At 70.3% G+C, this 20,417-nt stretch carries 21 protein-coding genes and 1 pseudogene; 10 read left to right on the top strand and 12 right to left on the bottom strand.

Going from position 1 to position 20,417, the window contains the following annotated elements:
• Positions 1 to 4: 4 nt before the first annotated feature.
• Together ACZ63H_RS30045 and ACZ63H_RS30050 are read right to left on the bottom strand one after the other, a co-directional pair.
• Entirely contained in the window at positions 5 to 400 is a 396-nt protein-coding gene (locus ACZ63H_RS30045; protein WP_469870414.1) for a hypothetical protein, read from the bottom strand.
• A gap of 101 nt (positions 401 to 501) precedes the next feature.
• Entirely contained in the window at positions 502 to 1,002 is a 501-nt protein-coding gene (locus ACZ63H_RS30050; protein ID WP_469870416.1) for an ATP-dependent DNA ligase, read from the bottom strand.
• 386 nt (positions 1,003 to 1,388) lie between these two features.
• Between ACZ63H_RS30050 and ACZ63H_RS30055 the strand changes: the two genes are divergently transcribed.
• Both ACZ63H_RS30055 and ACZ63H_RS30060 read left to right on the top strand, forming a co-directional pair.
• Positions 1,389 to 2,669: a DUF8189 domain-containing protein gene (locus ACZ63H_RS30055; RefSeq protein ID WP_469870418.1), complete on the top strand. Its 1,281-nt coding sequence runs from the start codon at positions 1,389 to 1,391 to the stop codon at positions 2,667 to 2,669.
• 326 nt (positions 2,670 to 2,995) lie between these two features.
• The gene (locus ACZ63H_RS30060; RefSeq protein ID WP_469870420.1) at positions 2,996 to 3,307 is read left to right on the top strand and encodes a COG4315 family predicted lipoprotein; all 312 of its coding nucleotides are present in this window, start codon (positions 2,996 to 2,998) and stop codon (positions 3,305 to 3,307) included.
• A gap of 126 nt (positions 3,308 to 3,433) precedes the next feature.
• Here ACZ63H_RS30060 and ACZ63H_RS30065 read toward each other — a convergent pair.
• The 3 genes and pseudogenes from ACZ63H_RS30065 to ACZ63H_RS30075 all read right to left on the bottom strand — a co-directional run.
• Positions 3,434 to 3,643 (bottom strand): annotated as a pseudogene (locus ACZ63H_RS30065) (IPT/TIG domain-containing protein); the annotation flags it as partial.
• A gap of 117 nt (positions 3,644 to 3,760) precedes the next feature.
• The gene (locus tag ACZ63H_RS30070) at positions 3,761 to 4,261 is read right to left on the bottom strand and encodes a ricin-type beta-trefoil lectin domain protein (RefSeq protein WP_469870422.1); all 501 of its coding nucleotides are present in this window, start codon (positions 4,259 to 4,261) and stop codon (positions 3,761 to 3,763) included.
• 716 nt (positions 4,262 to 4,977) lie between these two features.
• Positions 4,978 to 5,151, bottom strand: a complete 174-nt coding sequence (locus ACZ63H_RS30075; protein ID WP_469870424.1) for a hypothetical protein — start codon at positions 5,149 to 5,151, stop codon at positions 4,978 to 4,980.
• Between the two features lie 37 nt (positions 5,152 to 5,188).
• Between ACZ63H_RS30075 and ku the strand changes: the two genes are divergently transcribed.
• On the top strand, positions 5,189 to 6,094 hold the full coding sequence (gene ku / locus ACZ63H_RS30080; RefSeq protein WP_469870426.1) for a non-homologous end joining protein Ku: 906 nt from the start codon (positions 5,189 to 5,191) through the stop codon (positions 6,092 to 6,094).
• Between the two features lie 466 nt (positions 6,095 to 6,560).
• On the opposite strand, the gene ACZ63H_RS30085 is transcribed toward ku, so the two are convergent.
• From ACZ63H_RS30085 to ACZ63H_RS30100, 4 genes are all read right to left on the bottom strand, one after another.
• Positions 6,561 to 6,698: an ATP-dependent DNA ligase gene (locus ACZ63H_RS30085; protein ID WP_469870428.1), complete on the bottom strand. Its 138-nt coding sequence runs from the start codon at positions 6,696 to 6,698 to the stop codon at positions 6,561 to 6,563.
• A 337-nt stretch (positions 6,699 to 7,035) separates the two neighbouring features.
• The gene (locus ACZ63H_RS30090) at positions 7,036 to 7,509 is read right to left on the bottom strand and encodes a hypothetical protein (protein ID WP_469870430.1); all 474 of its coding nucleotides are present in this window, start codon (positions 7,507 to 7,509) and stop codon (positions 7,036 to 7,038) included.
• Between the two features lie 17 nt (positions 7,510 to 7,526).
• Positions 7,527 to 8,072 carry a DNA-binding protein gene (locus ACZ63H_RS30095; RefSeq protein ID WP_469870432.1) on the bottom strand — a complete coding sequence of 182 codons (546 nt, stop codon included), beginning with the start codon at positions 8,070 to 8,072 and terminating at the stop codon, positions 7,527 to 7,529.
• Complete coding sequence (locus tag ACZ63H_RS30100) at positions 8,060 to 8,716, bottom strand: helix-turn-helix domain-containing protein (protein WP_469870434.1); 657 nt, start codon at positions 8,714 to 8,716, stop codon at positions 8,060 to 8,062. The genes ACZ63H_RS30095 and ACZ63H_RS30100 overlap by 13 nt, the downstream gene beginning before the upstream one ends.
• 788 nt (positions 8,717 to 9,504) lie before the next feature.
• Between ACZ63H_RS30100 and ACZ63H_RS30105 the strand changes: the two genes are divergently transcribed.
• On the top strand, positions 9,505 to 10,368 hold the full coding sequence (locus ACZ63H_RS30105; RefSeq protein WP_469870436.1) for a hypothetical protein: 864 nt from the start codon (positions 9,505 to 9,507) through the stop codon (positions 10,366 to 10,368).
• Positions 10,369 to 10,471: 103 nt separating this feature from the next.
• Here the strand turns inward: ACZ63H_RS30105 and ACZ63H_RS30110 are convergent, their stop codons facing one another.
• Complete coding sequence (locus tag ACZ63H_RS30110; RefSeq protein ID WP_469870438.1) at positions 10,472 to 11,368, bottom strand: replication-relaxation family protein; 897 nt, start codon at positions 11,366 to 11,368, stop codon at positions 10,472 to 10,474.
• Between the two features lie 492 nt (positions 11,369 to 11,860).
• On the opposite strand from ACZ63H_RS30110, the gene ACZ63H_RS30115 reads away from it, so the two are divergent.
• Positions 11,861 to 12,154: an RICIN domain-containing protein gene (locus ACZ63H_RS30115; RefSeq protein WP_469870440.1), complete on the top strand. Its 294-nt coding sequence runs from the start codon at positions 11,861 to 11,863 to the stop codon at positions 12,152 to 12,154.
• 1,165 nt (positions 12,155 to 13,319) lie between these two features.
• Positions 13,320 to 14,498 (top strand): serine hydrolase domain-containing protein, encoded by a 1,179-nt coding sequence (locus ACZ63H_RS30120; protein WP_469870442.1) that lies wholly within the window; start codon positions 13,320 to 13,322, stop codon positions 14,496 to 14,498.
• Between the two features lie 777 nt (positions 14,499 to 15,275).
• Here ACZ63H_RS30120 and ACZ63H_RS30125 read toward each other — a convergent pair.
• Positions 15,276 to 15,470, bottom strand: coding sequence for a hypothetical protein (locus tag ACZ63H_RS30125; RefSeq protein ID WP_469870444.1), 195 nt, complete (start codon positions 15,468 to 15,470; stop codon positions 15,276 to 15,278).
• A gap of 294 nt (positions 15,471 to 15,764) precedes the next feature.
• Here ACZ63H_RS30125 and ACZ63H_RS30130 point away from each other — a divergent pair, with 294 nt between their 5' ends.
• Entirely contained in the window at positions 15,765 to 16,361 is a 597-nt protein-coding gene (locus ACZ63H_RS30130) for a hypothetical protein (protein WP_469870446.1), read from the top strand.
• 347 nt (positions 16,362 to 16,708) lie between these two features.
• Here ACZ63H_RS30130 and ACZ63H_RS30135 read toward each other — a convergent pair whose 3' ends face one another.
• Positions 16,709 to 19,231, bottom strand: coding sequence for a helicase associated domain-containing protein (locus tag ACZ63H_RS30135; RefSeq protein WP_469870448.1), 2,523 nt, complete (start codon positions 19,229 to 19,231; stop codon positions 16,709 to 16,711).
• 289 nt (positions 19,232 to 19,520) lie between these two features.
• Between ACZ63H_RS30135 and ACZ63H_RS30140 the strand changes: the two genes are divergently transcribed.
• The 3 genes from ACZ63H_RS30140 to ACZ63H_RS30150 all read left to right on the top strand — a co-directional run bounded on the left by ACZ63H_RS30140 (position 19,521) and on the right by ACZ63H_RS30150 (position 20,330).
• Positions 19,521 to 19,691 carry a double zinc ribbon domain-containing protein gene (locus ACZ63H_RS30140; RefSeq protein WP_469870450.1) on the top strand — a complete coding sequence of 57 codons (171 nt, stop codon included), beginning with the start codon at positions 19,521 to 19,523 and terminating at the stop codon, positions 19,689 to 19,691.
• A gap of 85 nt (positions 19,692 to 19,776) precedes the next feature.
• Entirely contained in the window at positions 19,777 to 20,070 is a 294-nt protein-coding gene (locus ACZ63H_RS30145) for a hypothetical protein (protein WP_469870452.1), read from the top strand.
• Positions 20,071 to 20,162: 92 nt separating this feature from the next.
• Positions 20,163 to 20,330 (top strand): hypothetical protein, encoded by a 168-nt coding sequence (locus ACZ63H_RS30150; RefSeq protein WP_469870454.1) that lies wholly within the window; start codon positions 20,163 to 20,165, stop codon positions 20,328 to 20,330.
• The last annotated feature ends 87 nt before the right edge of the window (positions 20,331 to 20,417 follow it).

A 20,417-nucleotide genomic window follows, 5' to 3' on the forward strand; every position in this document is an offset into this window, starting at 1 on the left:
CTGCTCAGGGCGGGGCGTCGTCCTCGCCGACCAGCGGTACCTGCGCCACGTCGACGTCCGTGCGGATGCGGTGTGGCCGGACAGGGTGCCGCCACTGCCCGGCTCTGTCCCGGGCGACGTCGACGGCCACCTCCATCACCACGTCGGGCTCCACCAGGAGGACTTCAAGAGCGCGCTGTGTTCCCCAGCCCGCCGAGAACGTCCACCCCTGCCACGGATGCGCACCCGTCGGCGGGACCAGCAGATCGGCCAGGGCGCGGCCGGCGGCCTGGGACAGTGTGGTGCTGCGCCCGGTGTACTGAAGGCGGCCCGCTGCGTCGTAGCGGCCCAGCAGTACGGTCCGGGGCGCGGTGAGTGAGCCCGTGACGGCACCGATGACGGCCTCGGTCGTGATCCGCACTTTGCACTTCCGCCAAGAGCGTGTCGGCCGGTACGGCTCCTCCAGCCGCTTGAAACAGAGTCCCTCCAGCCCGGCTGCCGTCCACTCCAGCCATCCCCTCGCTACGGCAAGGTCGCGGTGGTCGACGGGCACAGCGTCAGCGGCGCCTCAAGACCGTGGTCCACGAAGAGCGCCTCGAGCGCCGCGCGCCGCCGCGTGTACGGCCAGGCGGTCAGGTTCGTCCCGGCGCGGAGAAGGTCGAAGACGACGTAGTGCGCTGGCCATTGCCGGGCCGCCTCGACGGCTCCGGTCCCGCGCCGGGGAAGGCGCTGCTGGAGCCGCTCGAACGCGAGCCGGCCGGACTCCCAGACCACGAGCTCGCCGTCCAGGCCGGTGTCCGCGGGCAGCTGCGCGAGGGCCGCCTCCCGGATCTCGGGAAACGCCGAGGTCATGTCCGTTCCCTGTCTCGAGCGCAGCAGCACCCGGCCGTTCGTGCGCACGGCGAGCTGGGCGCGGAAGCCGTCCTTCTCCAGACTGCGGTATGTCTCAGAGACACCGAGCCCCTGTCCGGGTAGGTGGGCGAGGTTGTTGGCGGATGTCCGGTACCGCTTGGCTCTGCACATGCCAGCTTGAAGCTGCATCTGATCTTGCAGGGGTCAACGTGACCTTGCATCGAGCGGTGGGCGCGCGGGGGTCGGTCCGCCTTCCCCCGACGTGGCTTGAGTGCCCGCAGGACGGCCTGGGTTTCGTTGCAGTTGCCGTAGCGGGCCTGTGCTGCGTCAATGACGAGGTGTCGCGATATGTACATGGCTGGATACGTATTGTTGTGAATGGTGGGTTGGCGGGTCATGCGGATTCATCGTCGTGATCGGCCCTAGCCTCCAGATGCGTGCCCGCTTGGCGCGGGCACAGGGGCCCGTGCCGGCTTGTCCGGTGTCGGACTTTCGTGGTGTTTCGCGGGTGTCACCGAGGAACTGGCGTAGAGCGCCGGGAGGAGATCATCGTGGCGGTGGAAGAGAACGCTGGCCCGCTGAGTGGGCTGGACGCTCCGGGCAACGAGCTGGCGGACATCCCGGAGGTGCAGGAGGGGGAACCGGACGCGGTCTACCGCCTGGATGCGGAGGATGCCGCGAGGGCTGGGCTTTCCGAGGACGACATCCAGATCAAGACGTTCTGGTGGAAGTTCGAGGTCCATCTCAGCGCCCAGGCGGCGGACATCGCCGCCGAGATCACCGAGTTGGTGGGCAAGGTCCTCGCCAAGGTTCCCAAGCTCAAGCCCTTCTCGCCGTTGATCAAGCTGTTCTGCAAGCTGAAGGCGAAGTGGATCCGCGACGTCTCCTCAGGCAAGGGCTGCAAGCTCGTCTCGCCCTGGTTCGCGCCGGGGATGCTCATCCCGGTGCGGCTGAAGACCCCGCCGGACTACTACCTGTACTGGTGCGTCTACGACCCCCAGCACGGCTGGAGCCCCAAGGAGCAGTTCCCTCACGGGCAGGCCACGACGCAGAACCCCCGCGTGGAGAAGTACCGGGACGACATCATCTGCGTGTACAACAACTCGGCGAACAAGGCGACACTGTGGTGGACCTGGTACAACCCGGACGGAGAGAGCTGGGCCCCGGCCTCACCCTTCCCGCACGGGCAGGAAACCAGGCACGCCCCGGCGCTGACCGTCTTCCAGGACCGCCTGTACTGCGTGTACCGGGGCGCCAACAACTCGACCATGTGGTCCACGCACTTCGACGGCCGCGGTTGGAGCGGCGCGGCGCAGATGCACAACAACCTCACCAGCGCCGGTGCCGCGCTCGCGGTGCACGGCAACCGGATGCACTGCATCTACCGGGACTCCAACGACAAGACCGGGCAGCTCTACTGGATGTCATCGACGGACGGCACCTGGCCCCTGGCGGAGAAGTTGGGCTACCACGCCTGCTTCAACGAGCCCGCGCTGATCTCCTACAACGGTGAACTCCACCTCGTCTACCAGGGCAAGGACAAGAAGATCTGGCACCTGCGCTACAGCGACAACTCGGGCTGGAACAGCGGCCAGACCCTGGGAACCCAGGCCACCACCGACGGTGTGGGCCTGGCCGTCTACGGCAACCGGCTCCACTGCGTCTACACCGGCAACAAGCAGAACCTGTACCACACCACCTGGACCGCGGCCGGCGGATGGACTGCTGGACAGGGCGCCGGCGGTCACCGCAGCGCCCAGGGGCCGGACATCATCCACTACCGCCAGAAGGACGCCACCGACGACCAGCTGATGTGCGTCTTCCGCGGCGTCGACTGACCCCAGGGGCCTCTCGGTCGAAGGACACCGGCAAGCTCAACCGGTCCCCCCAGGCGGCCATCGCCTGGGGGACCACCAGGCGCCCGCTTGCCTGCCCTGTCGAACACGACAGCAGATCCTCCGGCTCACGGCCGCGATCACCCAAGCCGGGACCGCTTCACGCGCCCGACGCCAATTCCACCGGCCTTGATGTTTTCGTGATCTACGCCGGGGCAGCATCAGCGCGACTCCCGGCTGGAGCGGTTCCAGGACGACCGGTGCTGCCGACGTCCGTACAAATGTGCCCCGGTTATCGGTACCGGAGGCGATGTGATGAGGAGACAGCGATGGGTGTTGCAAGCGTTTCCGCCGGCGGGTTCCTGGTCGCCGACAACGGGATGACGCTGTACACGTTCGACAAGGACAAGCCCAACTCGGGCACGAGCGCGTGCACCGGCCCGTGCGCCACCTCCTGGCCGCCGTACAAGGCGAGCGCGACCGACGTCCCGGCCGGCCCTTACACGATCGCCAAGCGCGACGACGGCACACCGCAGTGGTGCTACAAGGGCAAGCCGCTCTACTTCTGCTCCAAGGACGCCAACCCCGGAGACACGAACGGCGACAACTACCAGGGGATGTGGCACGTGGCCACGCCCTAGCTCGCAGCCTGACGGCCGCCCAGGACCCGCGCCCCTTTCCGGGACGCGGAGGCCGAGGACGAGATCCGACCGGCCGGGCGGCCCGGTCCGCGCGAGTCCGGAAGGGGCGCTCGGGCGGCGCCGGGCTCAGTCCTCACCCGTGAACGTAAACGTCAAGCTGTTGGTCGGGGTGTCGTCGTCCTCGTAGGCGACGACCTGGGTGGTGCCGGCGTGCAGGTCCGGGGGCTGGCAGCTCAGCCTCGTGGAACTGCTGACCTTGAGCCCTGTGGCGTCTTCGTTGTTAAAGGTCACCCTGGTGATGTCGGACAGGTCCGAGCCAATCAGCGTGACGGTGGTCTCGCGACCCTTCGCCGCGGGCGGCGGGAGGTCTGTGCCGGCTCCGGTGGAGCCCTGTGGGTGCCAGGCCGGCCCGTGTCCCGGATACGGGAGGCGGGCCGGCCGTTCCGAGTGGTGTCAGGCGGGTGTGACGTCCCAGAGCTGGCGGGGGTTGTCGTCTCGGTACTCCCTGATCACCGATTGGCCGTTCCGCACGGCCTCGATGGCGAAGTTCTGGTCTGCCTGCTCGACGAGGACCCACTGGTCGCCGACGCGCTCGTCCAGCCAGAGCTGGGTCGGGGCGTAGGCGTTGCACCGCACGACCAGGACGGGCTGGCCGGGGTCGTCGGGCGCCTGGAGGCAGTTGCCGCGCTTGGCCACGCTCTCGATCAGGTATCCCGAACCGGAGGGGCGCACGTTCCAGTCCTGGAGGGCATTTCCGTTGGGCACCCAGGTGATGGCGATGTTTCCTCGCCCGTTGGCGTCCAGCGCTCCGCCGGTGTCCTCGTTGAAGAAGCGTACGGTCTGGTTCTGCTGGCGGACGTCGGTGGCCGTGGCGGGTGTGGCGGTGGTCAGCGCGCAGGTCGCGGCGGTCAGGACGGCCGCCGCGATGGCCGCCGTCCTCTTGGTGTCGGGCACGGGTACTCCCTTGTGCGTGTGCGAGGAGGGATGCCGCTCCTCGGGTGCCGACCGCGGTGGCCGGGCGCACTGATGGGTGCCACGCCGGACACCACCCGTACCACAGCGGTGCCCGGAATACCTCGAACCGCGCATCGGCGACGGAGTGACGGACGGCAATGCGCAGGGATCGGGCATTTCGGTGAATGCGTACTGAAGTTGGCGAGTCCCGCCAGGCCAAGCGCTCGGTCACATGTCAGCAGGCGTGCGAGCAGTAGACCGCGTCCTGGCAGTGACCGTGGCCGCGAGCGAACCGTCGGCCGCACGCCGGGCCCCGGGCGACCAGCCGGGAGCCGTCGCCAACAGGTCGTCGTGTGACGTCACTTGCCTGGGCATTCGCCGAACAGACGGACGGCCCTCGCATGATGCTGCGTTCCGCCACGGAATCAGTTTCATACGAGGGCCGCAGAGTTGAGTGTGCTGGATCAGGGTGCCCGGCACACTTCCGGGAGGATCTGTGACGTGGGAGCCGGAGGGCAGTCCCGGATCGGCGAGCGCGGCGGCAGGCCGGGCACCCGCGTCGTCCTCTTCGACGAGGAGACCGGTGGGGTGCTGGCCGACTGGCCCGACCAGTAGCCCCGGCACCGTCCGCGGGGTTACTGGTCGGCTGCGTCGTCCTTGGGCTCGGGGTGCCGTACGGCCTTCTTCACGGCTTGCTCCAGCTCGTACCGGCTGATCTAGGATGTGGCTGCGTGTTCGGTGACGGTCGTGTGGAAGGCGGCGGAGGCCTCGCGCCAGCGGCCCAGCTGGGCGTCGTAGTCGTCACCAGTAAGGCCGGCGAGCCGGGCCCGCTCCTGCTCGGCGGACCGCTCCAGAATGATCAGCTCGTCCGGAATCTCATGCACACTCATGCCTGGTGGTGCTCGGGGTGAGTGGGAGAGGTGTGCCATGCCCCGAACGATCTGGTCCGGCGCGATCACCTTCGGCTTGGTCACGGTGCCGATCAACGTGGTCGGCGCGTCCGAGGACCACAGCATCCACTTCCACCAGTACCACCTGCCCGACCAGGGCCGGGTCCGTTACCGCAAGGTGTGCGAGCTGGAGGACCGCGAGGTCCCCCAGGACGAGATCGGCAAGGGCTACGAGCTGACGAAGACGCAGGTCGTCCCCATCACGGACGAGGACGTGAGCAATCTGCCGCTGCCGACGGCGAAGGCGATCGAGATCGACGCGTTCGTGCCGCTGGAGTCGGTCGACCCGATCCGGATCGCCGAGGGCTACTACCTCCAGCCCTCCGGTCAGGTCGCGGCCAAGCCGTACAAGCTGCTGGTCAAGGCCCTGTCCCGGTCGGCGAAGGTGGCCGTCGCGAAGTACGCCTGGTCCGGCCGCGAACGCCTTGGGCTGCTGCGGGTCCGCGATGACGTCCTGGTCCTGCACGCCATGCGCTGGCCCGACGAGATCCGCGACCCCACCGAGCTCCTGCCCCCGCCCACCGAGGTCTCCGAGGAGGAGATCGCCGGCGCCCTCGCCCTCATGGACACCATGACGATCGACCGGCTGGAGGGGCCGGAGTTCACCGACCGCTACACCGAGGCGATCGCCCGGATCATCGAGGCGAAACGCGAGGAGAAGCCCCTGCCCGCGGTGGAGGAGCCGGAGCAGCCGGCCCAGGTGCTGGATCTGATGGCCGCCCTGCAGCAGTCGGTGTCCAAGGCGAAGGCATCCCGCGGCGACGCCGGCCCGGCCGATGTACACGAGCTGCCGCAGCCGAAGAGGAAGACGGCCGCGAAGAAGCAGCCGGCCAAGCAGACCGGGGCGAAGAAGACGGCGGGCCGCCGGCCGCGCAGTGCCTGAGCCCGGCGCGGCAGGCGCACGACGCCCGGGGCCGGCGCGGATTGTGAGCGGACCGAACTCGTCGAAGGCCGCCCCTCAGCCCCTCCGGGTGTTGGCCCGAGACCGGCGATGGTGCGGAGCCGGACCGACGCCGACCGGGACCAGGTATGGCCCGCACCCGTCCGGGAGGCTGCGGTGCTCCGCCAGAGCGACGATTACGGCGCCTCTATCCGAGCTGAGTGACCGCACAATCGCCGCCGCATCCACGCCTCGCCGGTTGTGACGACGTGAGTTTCCCGGACACGATCCGGGGCTCACGTCGTGACAGCCGGCTGGAGAAGGTCAGAACCGATCCGCTCCGCTCGCCGCTCTGGTACGAGCCAGCTGGCCCCCTCTACACCCTGTACTTCATGCAGGAGATGTCGGCCCGGCTCGGGTGGGCGCGGGTGTCGCGGCCAGGCGCGGACGGCCTGACCACGTGGCCGGCTCAGGGTGAGGCGTCGTCCTCGCCGAACAGCGGTACCCGCGTCACGTCGAGGTCCGTGCGGGTGCGGTGGGGCCGGACGGGGTGTCTCCACCGTCCGGCGCTGTCCCGGGCGATGTCGACGGCCACCTCCAGCACCACGCCGGGCTCTACCAGGAGGACATCGAGAGCGTGCTGTTCCCCAGCCCGCCGAGAACGTCCACCCCTGCCACGGATGCGCAACCGTCGGTGAGACCAACACGTCGGCCAGGGCGCGGCCGGCGGCCTGGGACAGCGTGGTGCTGCGCCCGGTGTACTGCAGGCGGCCCGCGGTGTCGTAGCGGCCCAGCAGCACTGTCCGGGGCGCCGCGGGGGAACCGGTGACGGTACCGACCACCGCGTCGGTGGTGGCCCGCACTTTGTACTTCCGCACGGTCTTGGCGCAAGCGGTGACTTCGCCGGACAGTGCGTTGCGCGGGTGGCACTTTGTTCAACGGCGTCACCGGCTGGCGCCTTCGGGCCATAGCACCCGCACCGGGACGCGGGTTTGTTGGGCGTAGGCGACCACGTCCGCGGTGCCCCCGTATCCCCGGGCCGGTTTCCCGTCCCATACGGCGATCAGCTCATCCACCAGGCCGACGAGGATCTCGGAGCCGGCCTGATGTGCTTCGGAGGTCGATTCGGTGATGCCGGTGTGGTGGACGTCGGCTGCGCGGGCAAGGAGATGGTCGTAGACGGGGTGGTGCCAGTCGGGCAGCCCGTGGCGGTACTCGGCGGCCGGGACGACGACCTCGAGGCGGCCGCCGTGCTCCAGGACGGTCTCGGCGAACCAGGAGTCGGGTCCGTCGGCGATGCACGAGAGGCCGACCAGGCCGCTCGGGTCGTGTGCCGTGACGTACGCGGTCACCAGCGCCCGTACCTGGGCCTCGACCTGCGTGCTCAGCCCGCGGTGCCCGGTGATCCCCACCCTCATGCCGTGGTCATCCTTCCCTACAGGTAGACGCCGTGCAGGCGTTCGTCGAAGTCCAGCACCATCCTGGGCGGTGAGTTGGTGGTGAGGCTGCGGCGCAGGGTACGAGCGCGTTCCACGATCCGCCCGGACCGGTACTGCAGGCCGGCCTCGAGGGCGCGGGAGGCAAGAGAGAATGCGGCCTCCACCCGTCCGCCGGCGAGGTGCCCGGCGGCGATGTCGAGCACGAGCAGCGCTCGTTGTTTCGCGTGTCCGGTGGTCAGGGTTTCCACGTCCTGGGCGAGTACCCACTCGGGCAGCCCCAGGCGTGCGCCGCAGGTGACGCGGCAGGCGGCCACCTTGCCGGGAGGGAAGGAGAACACCCATGGCCACGGTGGCGGTTCCTGCTCGGCGGTCAGCGTCTCCGCGGCTGCGCGGGAGTCGGTCAGGGCCCGGTCCGCCCCGCGCCGGTCGCCGGCTACCGCGTACCCGAAAGCTTCCACGGTCAGCAGCCAGGCGTCAGCGAGGGCCGGACGCTGCTCGCCGAGCACCCGCCGGGCGCGCCGGGCGAGATTCAGGGCTTCCACGCCGTTGCCGGCGTGTGCCGGGCGAGCGTGCCTATCTGGTACGCGGTCAGGAGCGGGTTGTGGGCCGTGCGTGCGGCTTTGACGGCTCCGCCGTACCAGGAGCGGGCCGACCCGTGGTCGCCCTTGTCCCACGCGAGCCAGCCCGCGAAGGAGGCGGCCTCGCTGCCCACGGCGGCCAGCCGCGCCCGGTCCGCGTCGCCGGTGACGGTGCGGGTGATGGTCTGGATGAGCCGGATATGGCCCTCGACGGCGTCGGCGAGGTCACGGGAGGGGGTGGTGCCATCGAGTCTGCGGTAGGCGCTCGTGGTCAGCCGGAGGGCGGCGGCCTGCCCGCCGATCGTGTCGTGCGTGTCCGGCACGGCGGCCAGGATGGGGGCTGCCATCGCGGCGAGGGCACCACCAAGGACGGTGCGTCGGTGCATGGGATCGTCGTCTCTCACCCGAACCTGCGCCGTGCGCCCGTTTGCCAGACCCACCAGCGCCGGCGGGATCTGAAGATGGGCGGCCGCCGCGGCCAGGACGTCGGCGCTGTAGGAGGCTTGGGCGCGTTTCTCCAGACGGGAGACGGCCGACTGGGCCATGCCCAGGGCCTGCCCCAGCGCCGCCTGCGTCATCTGCCGTCCCTTGCGGGCCAGTTCGATCACGCGTCTGTAGTCCCCAGCTCGTGAGGCGTCCCGGATCGGCCCTGCCTGGAAGTCCACGACGTCCCCCACGCTACGAGTTGCTGCGGCTTTCGGCGTCTGCCCGTACCCGCTGAGCGCGTACCCGTATGCACATGCCGCATGGGTGATGATCCCACAGCGGACAGTGATCGTTGACTGGTGGCAGCCCAACCGCCCCGCACCAGGGCGCGTTGCGGCCCGGTGGTCGTCCCCGCCCCCCGGTCGTCCCCGCCCCCCGTCGGGGACGACCACACCGAACCGACGCGAGCGCGAGGCGACTGCCCATGACGACGCGCAGCACGAACGGCCACCTGCCGCCACTGCTGGATGCCCCGACCATCAGGACGCCCTGATGGACCGGCAGCGCGCGGGCACGTCGTGCGTGTGGTGCGCGGGGACGGCATCGCCCCGGTACCCCGTGGGGGGCCTGCGCGCCTGCGCATGTTGCGCGGCCATGTACGGCGTCCCGGCCGTGGGGGCGGACCGGTGAACGGCGGCGACGAGGCGTTCCCCGCGGCCCTGGACCAATGGACCCCCGAGGACTGGCAGGAATACCGCCGCCGCATCGAGGACGGCGAGGGCAGCGTGAGAACCATGGACGCGATCACGCGTCACCGCACCCGCGAGTCGGAGACATCCCGCATAGACCCCGGCGGTGCCGGGAACGGGGCGTCACATCCCCCGGCCCCACCGGTCAGCTTCCCCCCTCCGGGAACGGGCGCCCTCGCGAAACACTCCGCCTGGACCGCGCGTTCTGGAAGGCTCGCCGCATGCGCGAGGACATCGATGAGGACCTGGCAGTGACGTCGTACGCCACTGCCCAGCGGCGTGGTGACCGGGCCTTTCAGTGCGATGCGACCGCCGTGTGCACGGCGCCGGACGGCACCCGCGCCTACGCCCTGCTCGACGGTGTCGGCGACAGCCCGGCCATCCACTCCTGGACCCGCACCGCCGCCCTGCGCCCGGCCCATGCCGCCACCGAAAGCGCGGGTGCGGAGGCCGGGTTGCGCGCCGAGTACGGCTACTACGCCGCCGACCCCGCCCGCGCGGCCGGCCACGACCTTCCCTGCGCGGCGGTCGTCGTCGCCGTCGACGTCCCCGGCGGCCTGTTCACGGTCGCCTGGTCCGGCGACGCCCGCGTCCAGGGCCGTCCTTCTGGACGGCGTGGGGGCGCGGGCGGGCGGAAGGATCTCGCTGCCCCTGTTCACCAAGGTGTTCGGCGCGAGCGCCGTCCTCGCCCTGGGCGCAGCCGTTCTGTCCGGGTGTGGTACGCGAGGGCGGGACGACCGCACCGGCGACCACGGCCAGGAGGACGATGCGGCGAGGTGCCGGTGAGCGACACCTACACCGTGCTCCACGACCCCCACGGCCTGGTCGACGACGACCTGCCGCTGGACCGAGCCCCGTACCAAGCGCTCGTCACCGCCGTCCTCGCGTGGCAGGACCCGGACCTCACGCCCCGCGACTACGAGCAGATCGCCCTCCAGCTCACCGGACACGCCCGCGCCCGCGCCCGCGCCGCCGACGTCCGGCGCCACGCCGCCGCCCTGCCGAAGAACGACGGCCGCGGCACCCTCGTCGAAGTCATCCTCCGTAAAGCCGCCGGCCGCCTCCCTCGGGCACGGCAGACTTGACCATGAGGCCGGCCACGCCTCCCGTCGGACCGCGTTCAGCCCCGACCACCGCTCAGCACAGGCGCGAGGGCGGACCCGTGCTGTCGTCTGCGGCGGCCGCGCGTCATCCCGGTTGAGGCCAGGCCGCGGTCCAGGGGACTCGCTGGTCGGGATCGCGGACGGGGCGCCACACGGGGGCGGAGGGGCCGTGCTGGTGGAGGTCGGCCAGGGGTGCTGCGAGGACGGGCACGTCCCGCAGGAAGAGTGCCAGGGGCCGGGCGGCCGCGCGCAGGGCGCTGATCCGGTTCTCGATGCCGGCCGCTCCGGTGCCGTCCAGGACGAACAGGACGCGCGGGAACAGCGGGTAGCGCTGCCGCCATTCCTCCACCGCCGGCGCCTGAAGGGTCAGCCGGCGCCCGGGCAGCGCGGGCACGTAGCGGTGGAGACGCTCGTACGCGGGCAGCTTGGCGGCGAGGCGTTCGGGGCCCATGGTGGCCCGGTCGACTTCCACGAACGCCCGGAGCATCGACCCGCTGTCGCCGTCGGCGGGCCCGCGCCGGTAGTACAGCAGGGCGTCGGGGATGACAGACTCTCCGCTCCCGACGGGATGGTGGACCTCGGGGATCCAGTCCAGCGGCCGGCACAGCTCGCCGCGGCGGCGGGCGTCCTCGAGGAAGGCGAGCGCGGTCTCGGTCACGGTCAGCGTGTGGCCGGTCCTCAGCCGGACGGCGGTCGGATCGGACACGGTCTTGGAGGGCCGGCGCCCGCGCGGCTCGGGCCACTCGCAGGCGAGCCGCACGCCGTAGGGGGTGGGGAACCACACCCGGGTCCGTCCGGCCTGCGGCAGCGTGATTCGGTCGACCAGCGCCTCCTCCCGAAGTCGGGCCAGCCGCCGTCGGGTCTGCTCGATACGCGCCGAGGGGGTGATCACCCGGTGCATCTGCTCAGTGGTGGCCATCCGGTAGTGCGTAAGAACACCCAGCGCCAGCCGGTCCCCGCTGCCCGCGTCCACGCCGATCATCACGGTACCGTCCGCTTCCCATCCGGTGCGGCGCCGGCCTGCCCGACACCGCGCATACCGGACACAGCAGCAGCCGGCCCCGACCAGAGGCCCGACCACGAAGACCCGACCACGGTCACGAAGCGACAACACTGCCGTGGACCAGACCCACATCCCCGCCGACAACCCGTCCGGCAACCGTCCGCACCCTCTGCCGCGCCCGCCCGCGAACCCCCACGTCACCAGGCTGATCCGGCCATGGTCGGCAGGCCGACATCCCCTCTGCTCCACCGGGTCCACGCCCCACAGCAGGAAGAAAAGAGAAGTGGGTGGTGGGAACAGGCCCGGACGGCGGGCGAGGGGATCGGGGCGCCGCTGGTCCTCCTCGCGCGCGACGGCGGGCCGCGCGCGATACGGACGGTCAGACGAAACCGTGCGCCGAGTCAGCCAGGCCAGCCAGTAGGCAGCCTGCGGTGTCACCGGTGGTTCCTGCGGCAGAACGCCGGCGGCACGGTGCGCATCGAGTCCTACGCCAACCGGCGCTGCCTGACCGCAGGGGCCAACCCGCCCGACCTCGTGACCCTCCAGGAACCCACCGACAGCCTCAACCAGCACTGGCGGCTGGTCTCCCACGCGGACCGTGGCAACGACTTCTACCTGGTTTCGGTCCTGCATCCGCGCTACGCCCTGGCCGTCGCCGACCACCTCCAAGGCAACGACCGGCTGGTGGGCCTGACCCGCATGTGGGGCGGTCCCAACCTCTCCCAGCTGTGGCGGATCTACCCCTCCTCACAGGACCAGGACTGACTGGCCGCGCAGCACACGCGCTGATGCGACAGCGAAGTGCCGCTCCTCAGGCCTGGCGGGCGTGGCCACGATGATCGGCCTCGACGCAGGCTGGAGACGGACTGATCCAGGTTTCACGATCAGGTGAGTGGCGCGACGGTCGAGGGTGGTGCCTTGATTCGGGCACCACCCTCGACCGTATCGGGTCCGCACTCGCGGACGGGGCGCTGAAATGCGCGCGGGCTGCGGAGCGCACCGCCTCGCACCGGCGGGAGTGGACCTGCCTTTCAACGAGCCCACCTCCGCATATGCGTCGCACCGCCCGGGCCCAGCGCGCCGCCCCATGCGCCCACGCCGTGTGCCGGCCCTGAGCAGCGCCTGACCAATCCAGCCACCCCTTGCTGCGACGCGCAGGTGTGCCGCGTCAAGCCCCGGCACACCTGCACACGAAGGAGTCCCCTCATGCGGTTGACCGCCGACCAGACGCCCGCCGGGCAGCCGGTGTTCAGCGGCCCGCCGCTACGGGCTGCGGCCGGCCGCTTCGGACCTGTCGGCTTCCGGGCCAGGCAGTAGCTGGATGGAGGTGCTGGCCGCGTTGGCCGCTGGGCTCCGGCCGGCCGGCTTCACCGCACACAAAGACGCCGGGAGCAGACCAGGGTCTGCGGTGTTCCGGCCTGGACGGTGGACGGCCAGGCGGCGGTACGGGAAGAGCCGTCCGGGGGGGCTTCCCGTGGCGGGGCGGGGTGTCGTCCGGTATATGCCGGTGACGGCCCGTGACCAGGTGCCGTACTCGCGGCGGGGTCGTCGGAGGTGTGCACGAGGTTGCGCACGAGGCGGTTTTCCGCTCGCGCTGCGGTGAGGCTGTCGTCGCCCAGGTCGCCGCGACGTTGGCCAGGGCGCGCTGGCGCGGTCCCTAGGAGCTCAAGTCCTCGCACAATTCCGGATCGGGCGCGGTCGTGACGACGCTGAACGCAGTCATGGTCCGCTGCGTCGGGAGATCCCGGGTATCAAGCCGGGCAACCCTGACACAATTCCCCTTTGTCCCGCAGGGGTTCCGCGGCTGACTCCCGCACGGATCTCGGGGTGCGCTCTCCCCCGGGCAGACGATCCGCCGGAGCAGCCCCGCTCACGAGGATGGTCCCCGTCCCGAACGGCACACGACACCCCATCTCGCAGGAGTCACCCCATGAAGCCGGTCCCCCGCATCGCCATTGCCGCCCTCCTCGTCGCCGCCACCCTCGCCCCGCTCAGCGGGACCGCGCTGGCCGCCGCCCCGACGCCCCCCACCCGCGTCACGGCCGTCGGCACCCCCACCCCCACCCCCAGCTCCGGCGTCCAGGCGCTCCAGCAGGCCCTGGAAGGCGTACCGGACGACGACGTCTCGGCCGCCCTCATCAAGGTCGGCGGCACCGAGACCTGGGCTGGCTCGGCCGGCATCCGCGATCGCGTCACCCAGGCCCCCGCGCGGCCCGACGCCCGCTTCCGTGCCGGCTCCGTCACCAAGATCGTCACCGCCGCCACCGTCCTCAGCCTGGTCGCGGACGGCAAGGTCGCACTCGACGCCCGCGCCGACCGCTACCTGCCCGGCCTCTTCCCCGCCGGCTTCCCCGCCGACCGGATCCCCACCGTCCGCCAGCTCCTCGACTACACCAGCGGCCTGCGCGACGGTGCGAGCCTCGGCGAGACCGACGAGGAGCTGTACGCCAACCGCTTCCGCACCCTCACCCCCCGCCAGGTCGTGGCGGCGTCCCTGGCCGGCGGCTCCCTGTCGATCCCCGGCACGGTCCAGCGCTACGCCAACATCCACTACACGGTCCTGGGCCTCCTCATCGAGAGCGTCACCAAGGACACGTACGCCCACCAGGCGCAGATCCGCGTACTGCGCCCCCTGGGCATGCGGGACACCGGCTTCCCCAGCCCCGGCGACCCGTTCGTGCACGGCGTCCACAACCGAGCGTACGCACAGGTCGACGGCCACCGTGTCGACGTGACGGAGTGGAACATGGTGGACCGCCGCGCAGCCGGCGACATGATCTCGACCACCGCCGACCTGGAACGCCTGCTGACCGGGCTCTTCTCCGGCGCCCTGCTGCCCGCCCCGCTCCTGGACACCATGCTCAGCCTGCCCGCGGGCCAGGTCGCGTACGACGGCGACCGCCAGTACGGCATGGGCTTCCAGCGTCTCGACCTCGGCGGCGGCACCATCATCTGGGCGAAGACAGGCTCCCGCCCCGGCTACCACACGGTCATCGCGGGCGACCGTCAGCTGTCACGCACGGTCGTCTACTCACTGAACGCCGAAAGTGCGAAAGACGACGGCGAAAAGCTGGCCCGCCGCTTCGCCCTCCCGGCCTTCCTCGGCTGATCCCGGATGATGCCGCCGAAGCCTCCGACCCGGGCGGCCGGCACATCGGGGCAGGAAACCGCTTCCGGTTCCACCGAGCGCATCGCTTCATCCAGCAGGATCGGTATCCCGTCCGGCGCCCGGCGGCGCTCGAACAGCTCCTCCAGATCCACGCGACTGAGCCCGGGAGATGTCCCCGGCCTCCTGGGTCTTTCGCCGGTCGATGAAGAACAGGGGCATGCGTCTCCGAGCACTGCGCAGGGTTCACTCACGGCTGCGGCAGCGCAGGATGCACTGCTTGCTGGGGCAGGTGGAGTCGGGCCGGGGCTGGGTGCAGGTGGGGCAGTGTCCGGGGAGGACGACGGGGTCCGACGCTGAAGGATGCGCCGTACGGCGTCCTGTGCCGTGGGGGTCAGCGGGTGGCGTCGGTAACGGCCACGGTGGACTGGCAGCACACATGCTCGGCCCCGGTCGTCCCCGCCTTCCGGCGGCGGGACGCCTTTCCCGGAAACGGACTCCACACGCGGACTCGGCGCGCAGCCCGCTCCGTGGCGTGTCTAGGACGGCCTCTTTTGGCCCCGGGGTACCGGGGTGAGTTGTAGCGGTCGTCGCAACACCCCACCTCACGGCTAGCGGGGCAAATCCGGCCGGATGCGGGGGGCGGGCGCCGACTTTCTACGCCTGGCGCCGGCCGGGTGGAGTAGCCCTGCCCGGTGGTGGCTCGGCTTCAGCTGATCCGACGACAGCGGGGCCGGACAGAATCCCCCTGCCCGGCCCCCGCTGCTGGTTCCCGGCTGCTCACCGGCTGAGGCGGAGGCGCGGCCCCCACACGAACTCGAGGTCGTCCAGGAAGGCGGTCTCCAGCTCCTGCTCCCACTGGCCGCGCAGGAGGAACGGGGCACTCTCCATCCGCTCCACGATGACCAGGGTCTCGGGCTGTCCGATCAGGGCGTACCGGCCGTGCGAGGCGGGCCTGCTGCCCGGCCCGTGCATGCGCAGTATCTCTTCCCGGCGGGCGCGGTGCTGTTCAGAGCGACGTCCAGGAAGTCACCGCCGTCCGGCCAGTGCCGCACGCCTGGTGCGGCCACGGCCCACGGGAACTGTTCCGCGGCCGCCAGGACGTCCGTCGCCTCCAGCGGCGGCACCGAGGCCGGGGCGGGTTCGTCCGTCGTTGTCTGCCCCGGGGCGGGACGGCCCGGAGCGCGGCACGATCCCCCGGGCGATGGCCCTGCTGTAGCCGCTGTAATCCACCAGTGATCATGTTGCGCAGAGCCGTAGGCTCAGCACATGACGCTCAGAAACCGCTTCGCCGCGCTGCTTATGCCCTCTGCGATGGTCCTCGCGGGGGCAGCAGTGTTATTCCGGACTCTTGCGCTTGAGGAGGCAAGGCCTACGCCTAGCATGTATCCCCGGGTTACTCCGCCGCCCTCTCTGCTTAAGGGAGAGAAAGAATACCCGGCCTGGCTGGACGACTATGTTCAGTGGCTGGTCTCGGAAGCCCGGAGTCGAATGCTGCGCCATCGGATAGTGCTATTCACCACCGGTTTCGCAGCACTGGCCTTGCCGCCTGCCGTGGCGCTCGATTCACCCAAGTGGGTATATGTTGCCCTGAGCTTTATCCAGGGCTTTTGTGTGTTCGTGCAGATGACTAGCCATGATCAGAAACTATATCTGCTCTATCATGAGCAATCATGCAAGCTTCAGAAACTGCGCAGGGATTTCAGCTTCGATACGTCTTCGGCTCGTGCCGACTGGGATATGCGGCTGCGGTTCAAGGAATTTCGAGAAGCTGTTGAGAGAGTAAAAGAAGAGTACGGGGCTCGAATATTCGAAGTCAGAGGAGTGGAGCCACCACCGATGCCGCAGACTGTGGTTGCCGAGTGAGCACACCAGGGACTCGAGCCGGTAGACCCGGGTGCGCAGAAGGCCGCGATGGTCGCCGTTTCGCGCGGGCTGGAAGCGGGCTTGCGCTTACGGCTGGGGGCGGAACGAGGCGCTGGCGGCCACGGGACCTCACCCGGCTCCAGGAACACCGCGCGCTACGGCCTGCCCATGGAACAACATTCGCCGTACGCTCTGTGCACGCTAAATGTACGCCTTACGGTCGGCTCAGCGATCACAGCAGGTGCGTTCGGGCGGTCGGTTCCACCCGTTCCAGCGTCAGCGTCGTGGCTCGGCTGCGCTGGTTCCCGGCCCACGCCCCGAACGCCGTCGGGCGGCGACGCCCGCCATCAGGACCAGCGCATGCCGATGGCGGACAGCAGCTCCACCCGCTCCGGGGCGAGCGTCGCCGCCCGGGAGCGCTGATTCCCGATCCACGCCCCGAGCCGGAGCTCCCGTTCCTCCTGGTCCTCGCCGGCGATCCGCTCAACCCACTTCCTGGGGACCTGGAGGTGTCCCTCGCGTTCGTAGAACTGGCGGGCGGCCTCGTAGTTCAGCGCCCACTTGTCGGCCTGCGTACGGCGCGGGGGCGGCTTTTCGTCCTCGCTGGCGGGTGTGATGCCGAGGACCTGCCCGCACAGCCACTGCTGCACGGCCGTCAGGTCGTCCCACCCGAGCCGCTGCGCCCGCACCCACCGTCCGAGGTCCTCGCCCTGATGCACGACGTCGCCCGGCGACGTGGGCAGCGGGCGGCCGGCCTCCAGGTGGAGCCGGACGAGGTGGAAGCAGCGCTGCCACTCCACCGGCCAGGCCGGGCACCAGGCCGGATTGATGTCCTCCAGCTGCTCGCGCCGCTCCTGCGACAGCGCCCCGGCCGACGACTGAACCGGCAGGCCCTTGGCACGCCGCTGCTCGATCTCGGCCGCCTTCCGGGCGGCGGCCCGCTGGTTCTTCAGCCAGATCCCCACCTTGTAGCCCTGGTAGGTGGCGTCCAGCGGGGCCAGGAGGTGCCCGTGTTCGGCGGCCCATCCGCGCGCGGCCGCGAGGCCCTCCTCCCAGGCAACGTCGAAGTGCGACCACAGCATGCCGAGCTTCTCCAGCTGCTGGATGCGGCCGGCGTCCATGCCGCCGCGGGCGTAAAAGCGCCTGGCGTCGGCGATCCACTGCCCGAGCGGGAAGTTCCCAAGCGAGGCCGGCCACCCCGCGCCCTCCGCCTCCTGCTCGTCGGCGGCGGGCACCCGGTACGTGAACGGCACGCGTAGGTCGCCGTGCAGCCGTGCGTAGATGACGGCGGCCTCGATGCCGCGCCGCCAGTGTTCGTGTTCCGGGTTGAGGACCCGCAGGTTAATGAACGCCGCCAGTTGCGCCGGGTCGCGTGGGGTGGAGAACTTCAGCAGCTCACGGGCCGGCACTGACAGATCACGGTCGCTTCGGTCGCTCTCTGCTCCCTCGCCTCGTCCCTCCTGGCCCCCGCTGCGGCTCTGCACGCCCCTGACACGACTGGGTGCCTGCTGCTCGGCGAGCTGCTCGACCACGCGGGCGTCGTGCGCCCGCAGCGCCTCCAGCAGCTTGGCCAGCCCGCCGTAAGCCCGCGAGGTCAGCATGTTGTCCGCCGTCTCCCCGGCCCCGAGCAGCACCGGCACGACCAGGCTGGCCATCTTGCCCTCGCCGGGCTGCATCCGCAGCGCCCGGCCCACGGCCTGGACCAGGTCGGGCATCGAGCCGCGGACGTCCGCGAAGTAGACGGAGTCGCAGTTCTTGGTGTCGACGCCCTCGCCCAGCACCCTTACCGAGCCCAGGAAGCTTTTCTCCACGACGGTGCCGTCCGCGGCGATCCCGGTCTCGAACTCGGTGAGCACCCGGCGCCGGCGGAGGGGCTTGTGGTCGCCGCACAGCCAGTCGGCCCAGATCGTCTTGGGGTACAGCTCGGGGTCGGAGGCGTGCAGCTGTGCGGCGACGTCCGGAAGGCCGGCCGCGAACGCCTCGGCCTCGCGGACCTGGTGGTGGAAGACCAGCGTGCGGCGGAAGCTCTCCTCGGCCGACGCCTTCACCAGGGCGGTCTGCAGCGCGGCGAGCCGCGCCCCGCGGACCTCTGCCGAGCGGCCTTCGCCGCCCAGGAGCTGCGCGGCCTGGAGCGCGGTGTCGGTGACGTCCACGCATACGACCTGATAGGGGGCACAGATCCCCCGATCGATCGCCTCCGAGAGCGGCAGCGTGAAACAGCGGCTGCCGAAGGGGCCCTCGGGGTCGTCTTCCATGCTCGCGACCAGCTCGCCCGGTGCGCCGGCCTCATCGTCGTCCCCGAGCTGCCACAGGCGGGGCGTGGCGGTCATGTACAGGCGCCGCAGAGCGGGGATACGGGTGTTGTCGTGCACGACCGCCCATGGCTTCCCGATCCGCCCCGACGTCCGGTGCGCCTCATCGACCACGATCAGGTCCCACCCCGGAAGGCCAGCCTGGTGCGCGCGCTCCAGCGTGCCGAGCCCGAGGCTGGCGTACGTGGCGAACAGGGTCACTTTGTCGAACGGCCGCACCCAGGCGACCAGCTCGTCCACGTCCGTGGTGTTCGGGAACGACGCCTCCGGCCCCCGAAGGGACGAGACACCGATCATCGGCCCCGTACGCCCGCCCTCGCACCAGGCGGCCTCGGTCTGGGCGAGCAGGTCCAGCGAGGGCACGAGCACCAGCACCCGGCCCGCCTGCAGCTCCTCCGCGCTGCGTACGGCGACGAGGGTCTTGCCCGATCCGGTCGCCATGACCGCCTGAGTCCGCAGACCCCGCTCGGGCACAGTAGATCTTGCAGGCAATTCGAGCGCTCGGACAACCGCGTCCACGGCTTCACGCTGATGAGGACGAAGCCCTCTCACAGCCATCCGATCCACCCTCTCCGACGAGCTGGACAACAACCCTCACGCATCCACATACCAGCAACCACCAGGCTCTCCAAGGGCATTGAGTAACGCAGCTCGCACCATGACACCGGCCGCACACCTCCGTGCACGGGACACAGCCAACCGTCTCCAGCGGATAACACCACCACAGCGCTACAGCCTCCTAAGTCCAGAGTCTATCGGAGACAAAAAATGAAGCAGACACTCGGGGAATCGACACGGAAGCCACGGGTACTCCGCAGTCATCATCGCCCACCATCCAGGAGAGACAATGGAACACAAGACCGAGAACAACCGAGGCAACCGGTTCTGCAAGGCCTGCGGCACGCCCGCCGAAGACGGAAAACTATGCAGCCGTTGCGGCGCCGTCCTGGACTTCCCCGACGGTGACGGGCTGATCGAAGACGAAGCAGCCGCAGTGCGACGCGACTTCGAAGGATGAACCCGGCAGCACGAGCAGGAGTGACCGATACAGCGGAAGTGAACCCGGTCTGCTGAGCGGCGTGCACGGGGGTATACGGGCCGGCATGGCATCCACGACTGATAGCATCCTGTCCCTGCGGGCCGTGCGGCAGCTGCGCCGAGTCCGCACCTTCTACGCGGTGGGCGCCCTGGTATGGGCGGCATCGACCGCCTGGACCGGCTGGCAGACCCCCGGAAGCCGGCAGATGTGGGTATCCGCCCTCCTCCTGGCCATCTTCACCGGCCTGCTGCTCACCTCCTCCGTATGGCTTCAGCGCCTCCAGCCCGCGGACTCAGCTGAACCCGCCCGCCACGCCGCACCACGGCGGGCGACCCGGCCACGCCATGCGCCTGCCTGACGTACTGCTGGGGAAACGGCCCGCACCGCCGACGTCTGCTGGAGCGATAGCCGGGCATACGGGCTTCACCCCTCTTGTGGAAGGAGTCCGTCATGCTTGGCATAGTCGCGGCAATCTTGTTCTTCTTTGCGTTTTTGATCAACGCGGCTGATATCAGCACCAACGATGTGTTCTCTTCGACGAACGTCATGCTTCTCGGACTGACGGCTCTGGCTTTGCACGTGGCCGGAATCGGCGCCGGCTGGGCCCGCAGACGCTGACCTCATGGCTCGGGGGGGGGGGGGGGGGGGGGGGGGGGCAAAGACCCCCAAAACCCCCCCCCCCCCCAACCCCCCCCCCCCCCCACG

This window comes from Streptomyces sp. NPDC104831, assembly GCF_055583025.1.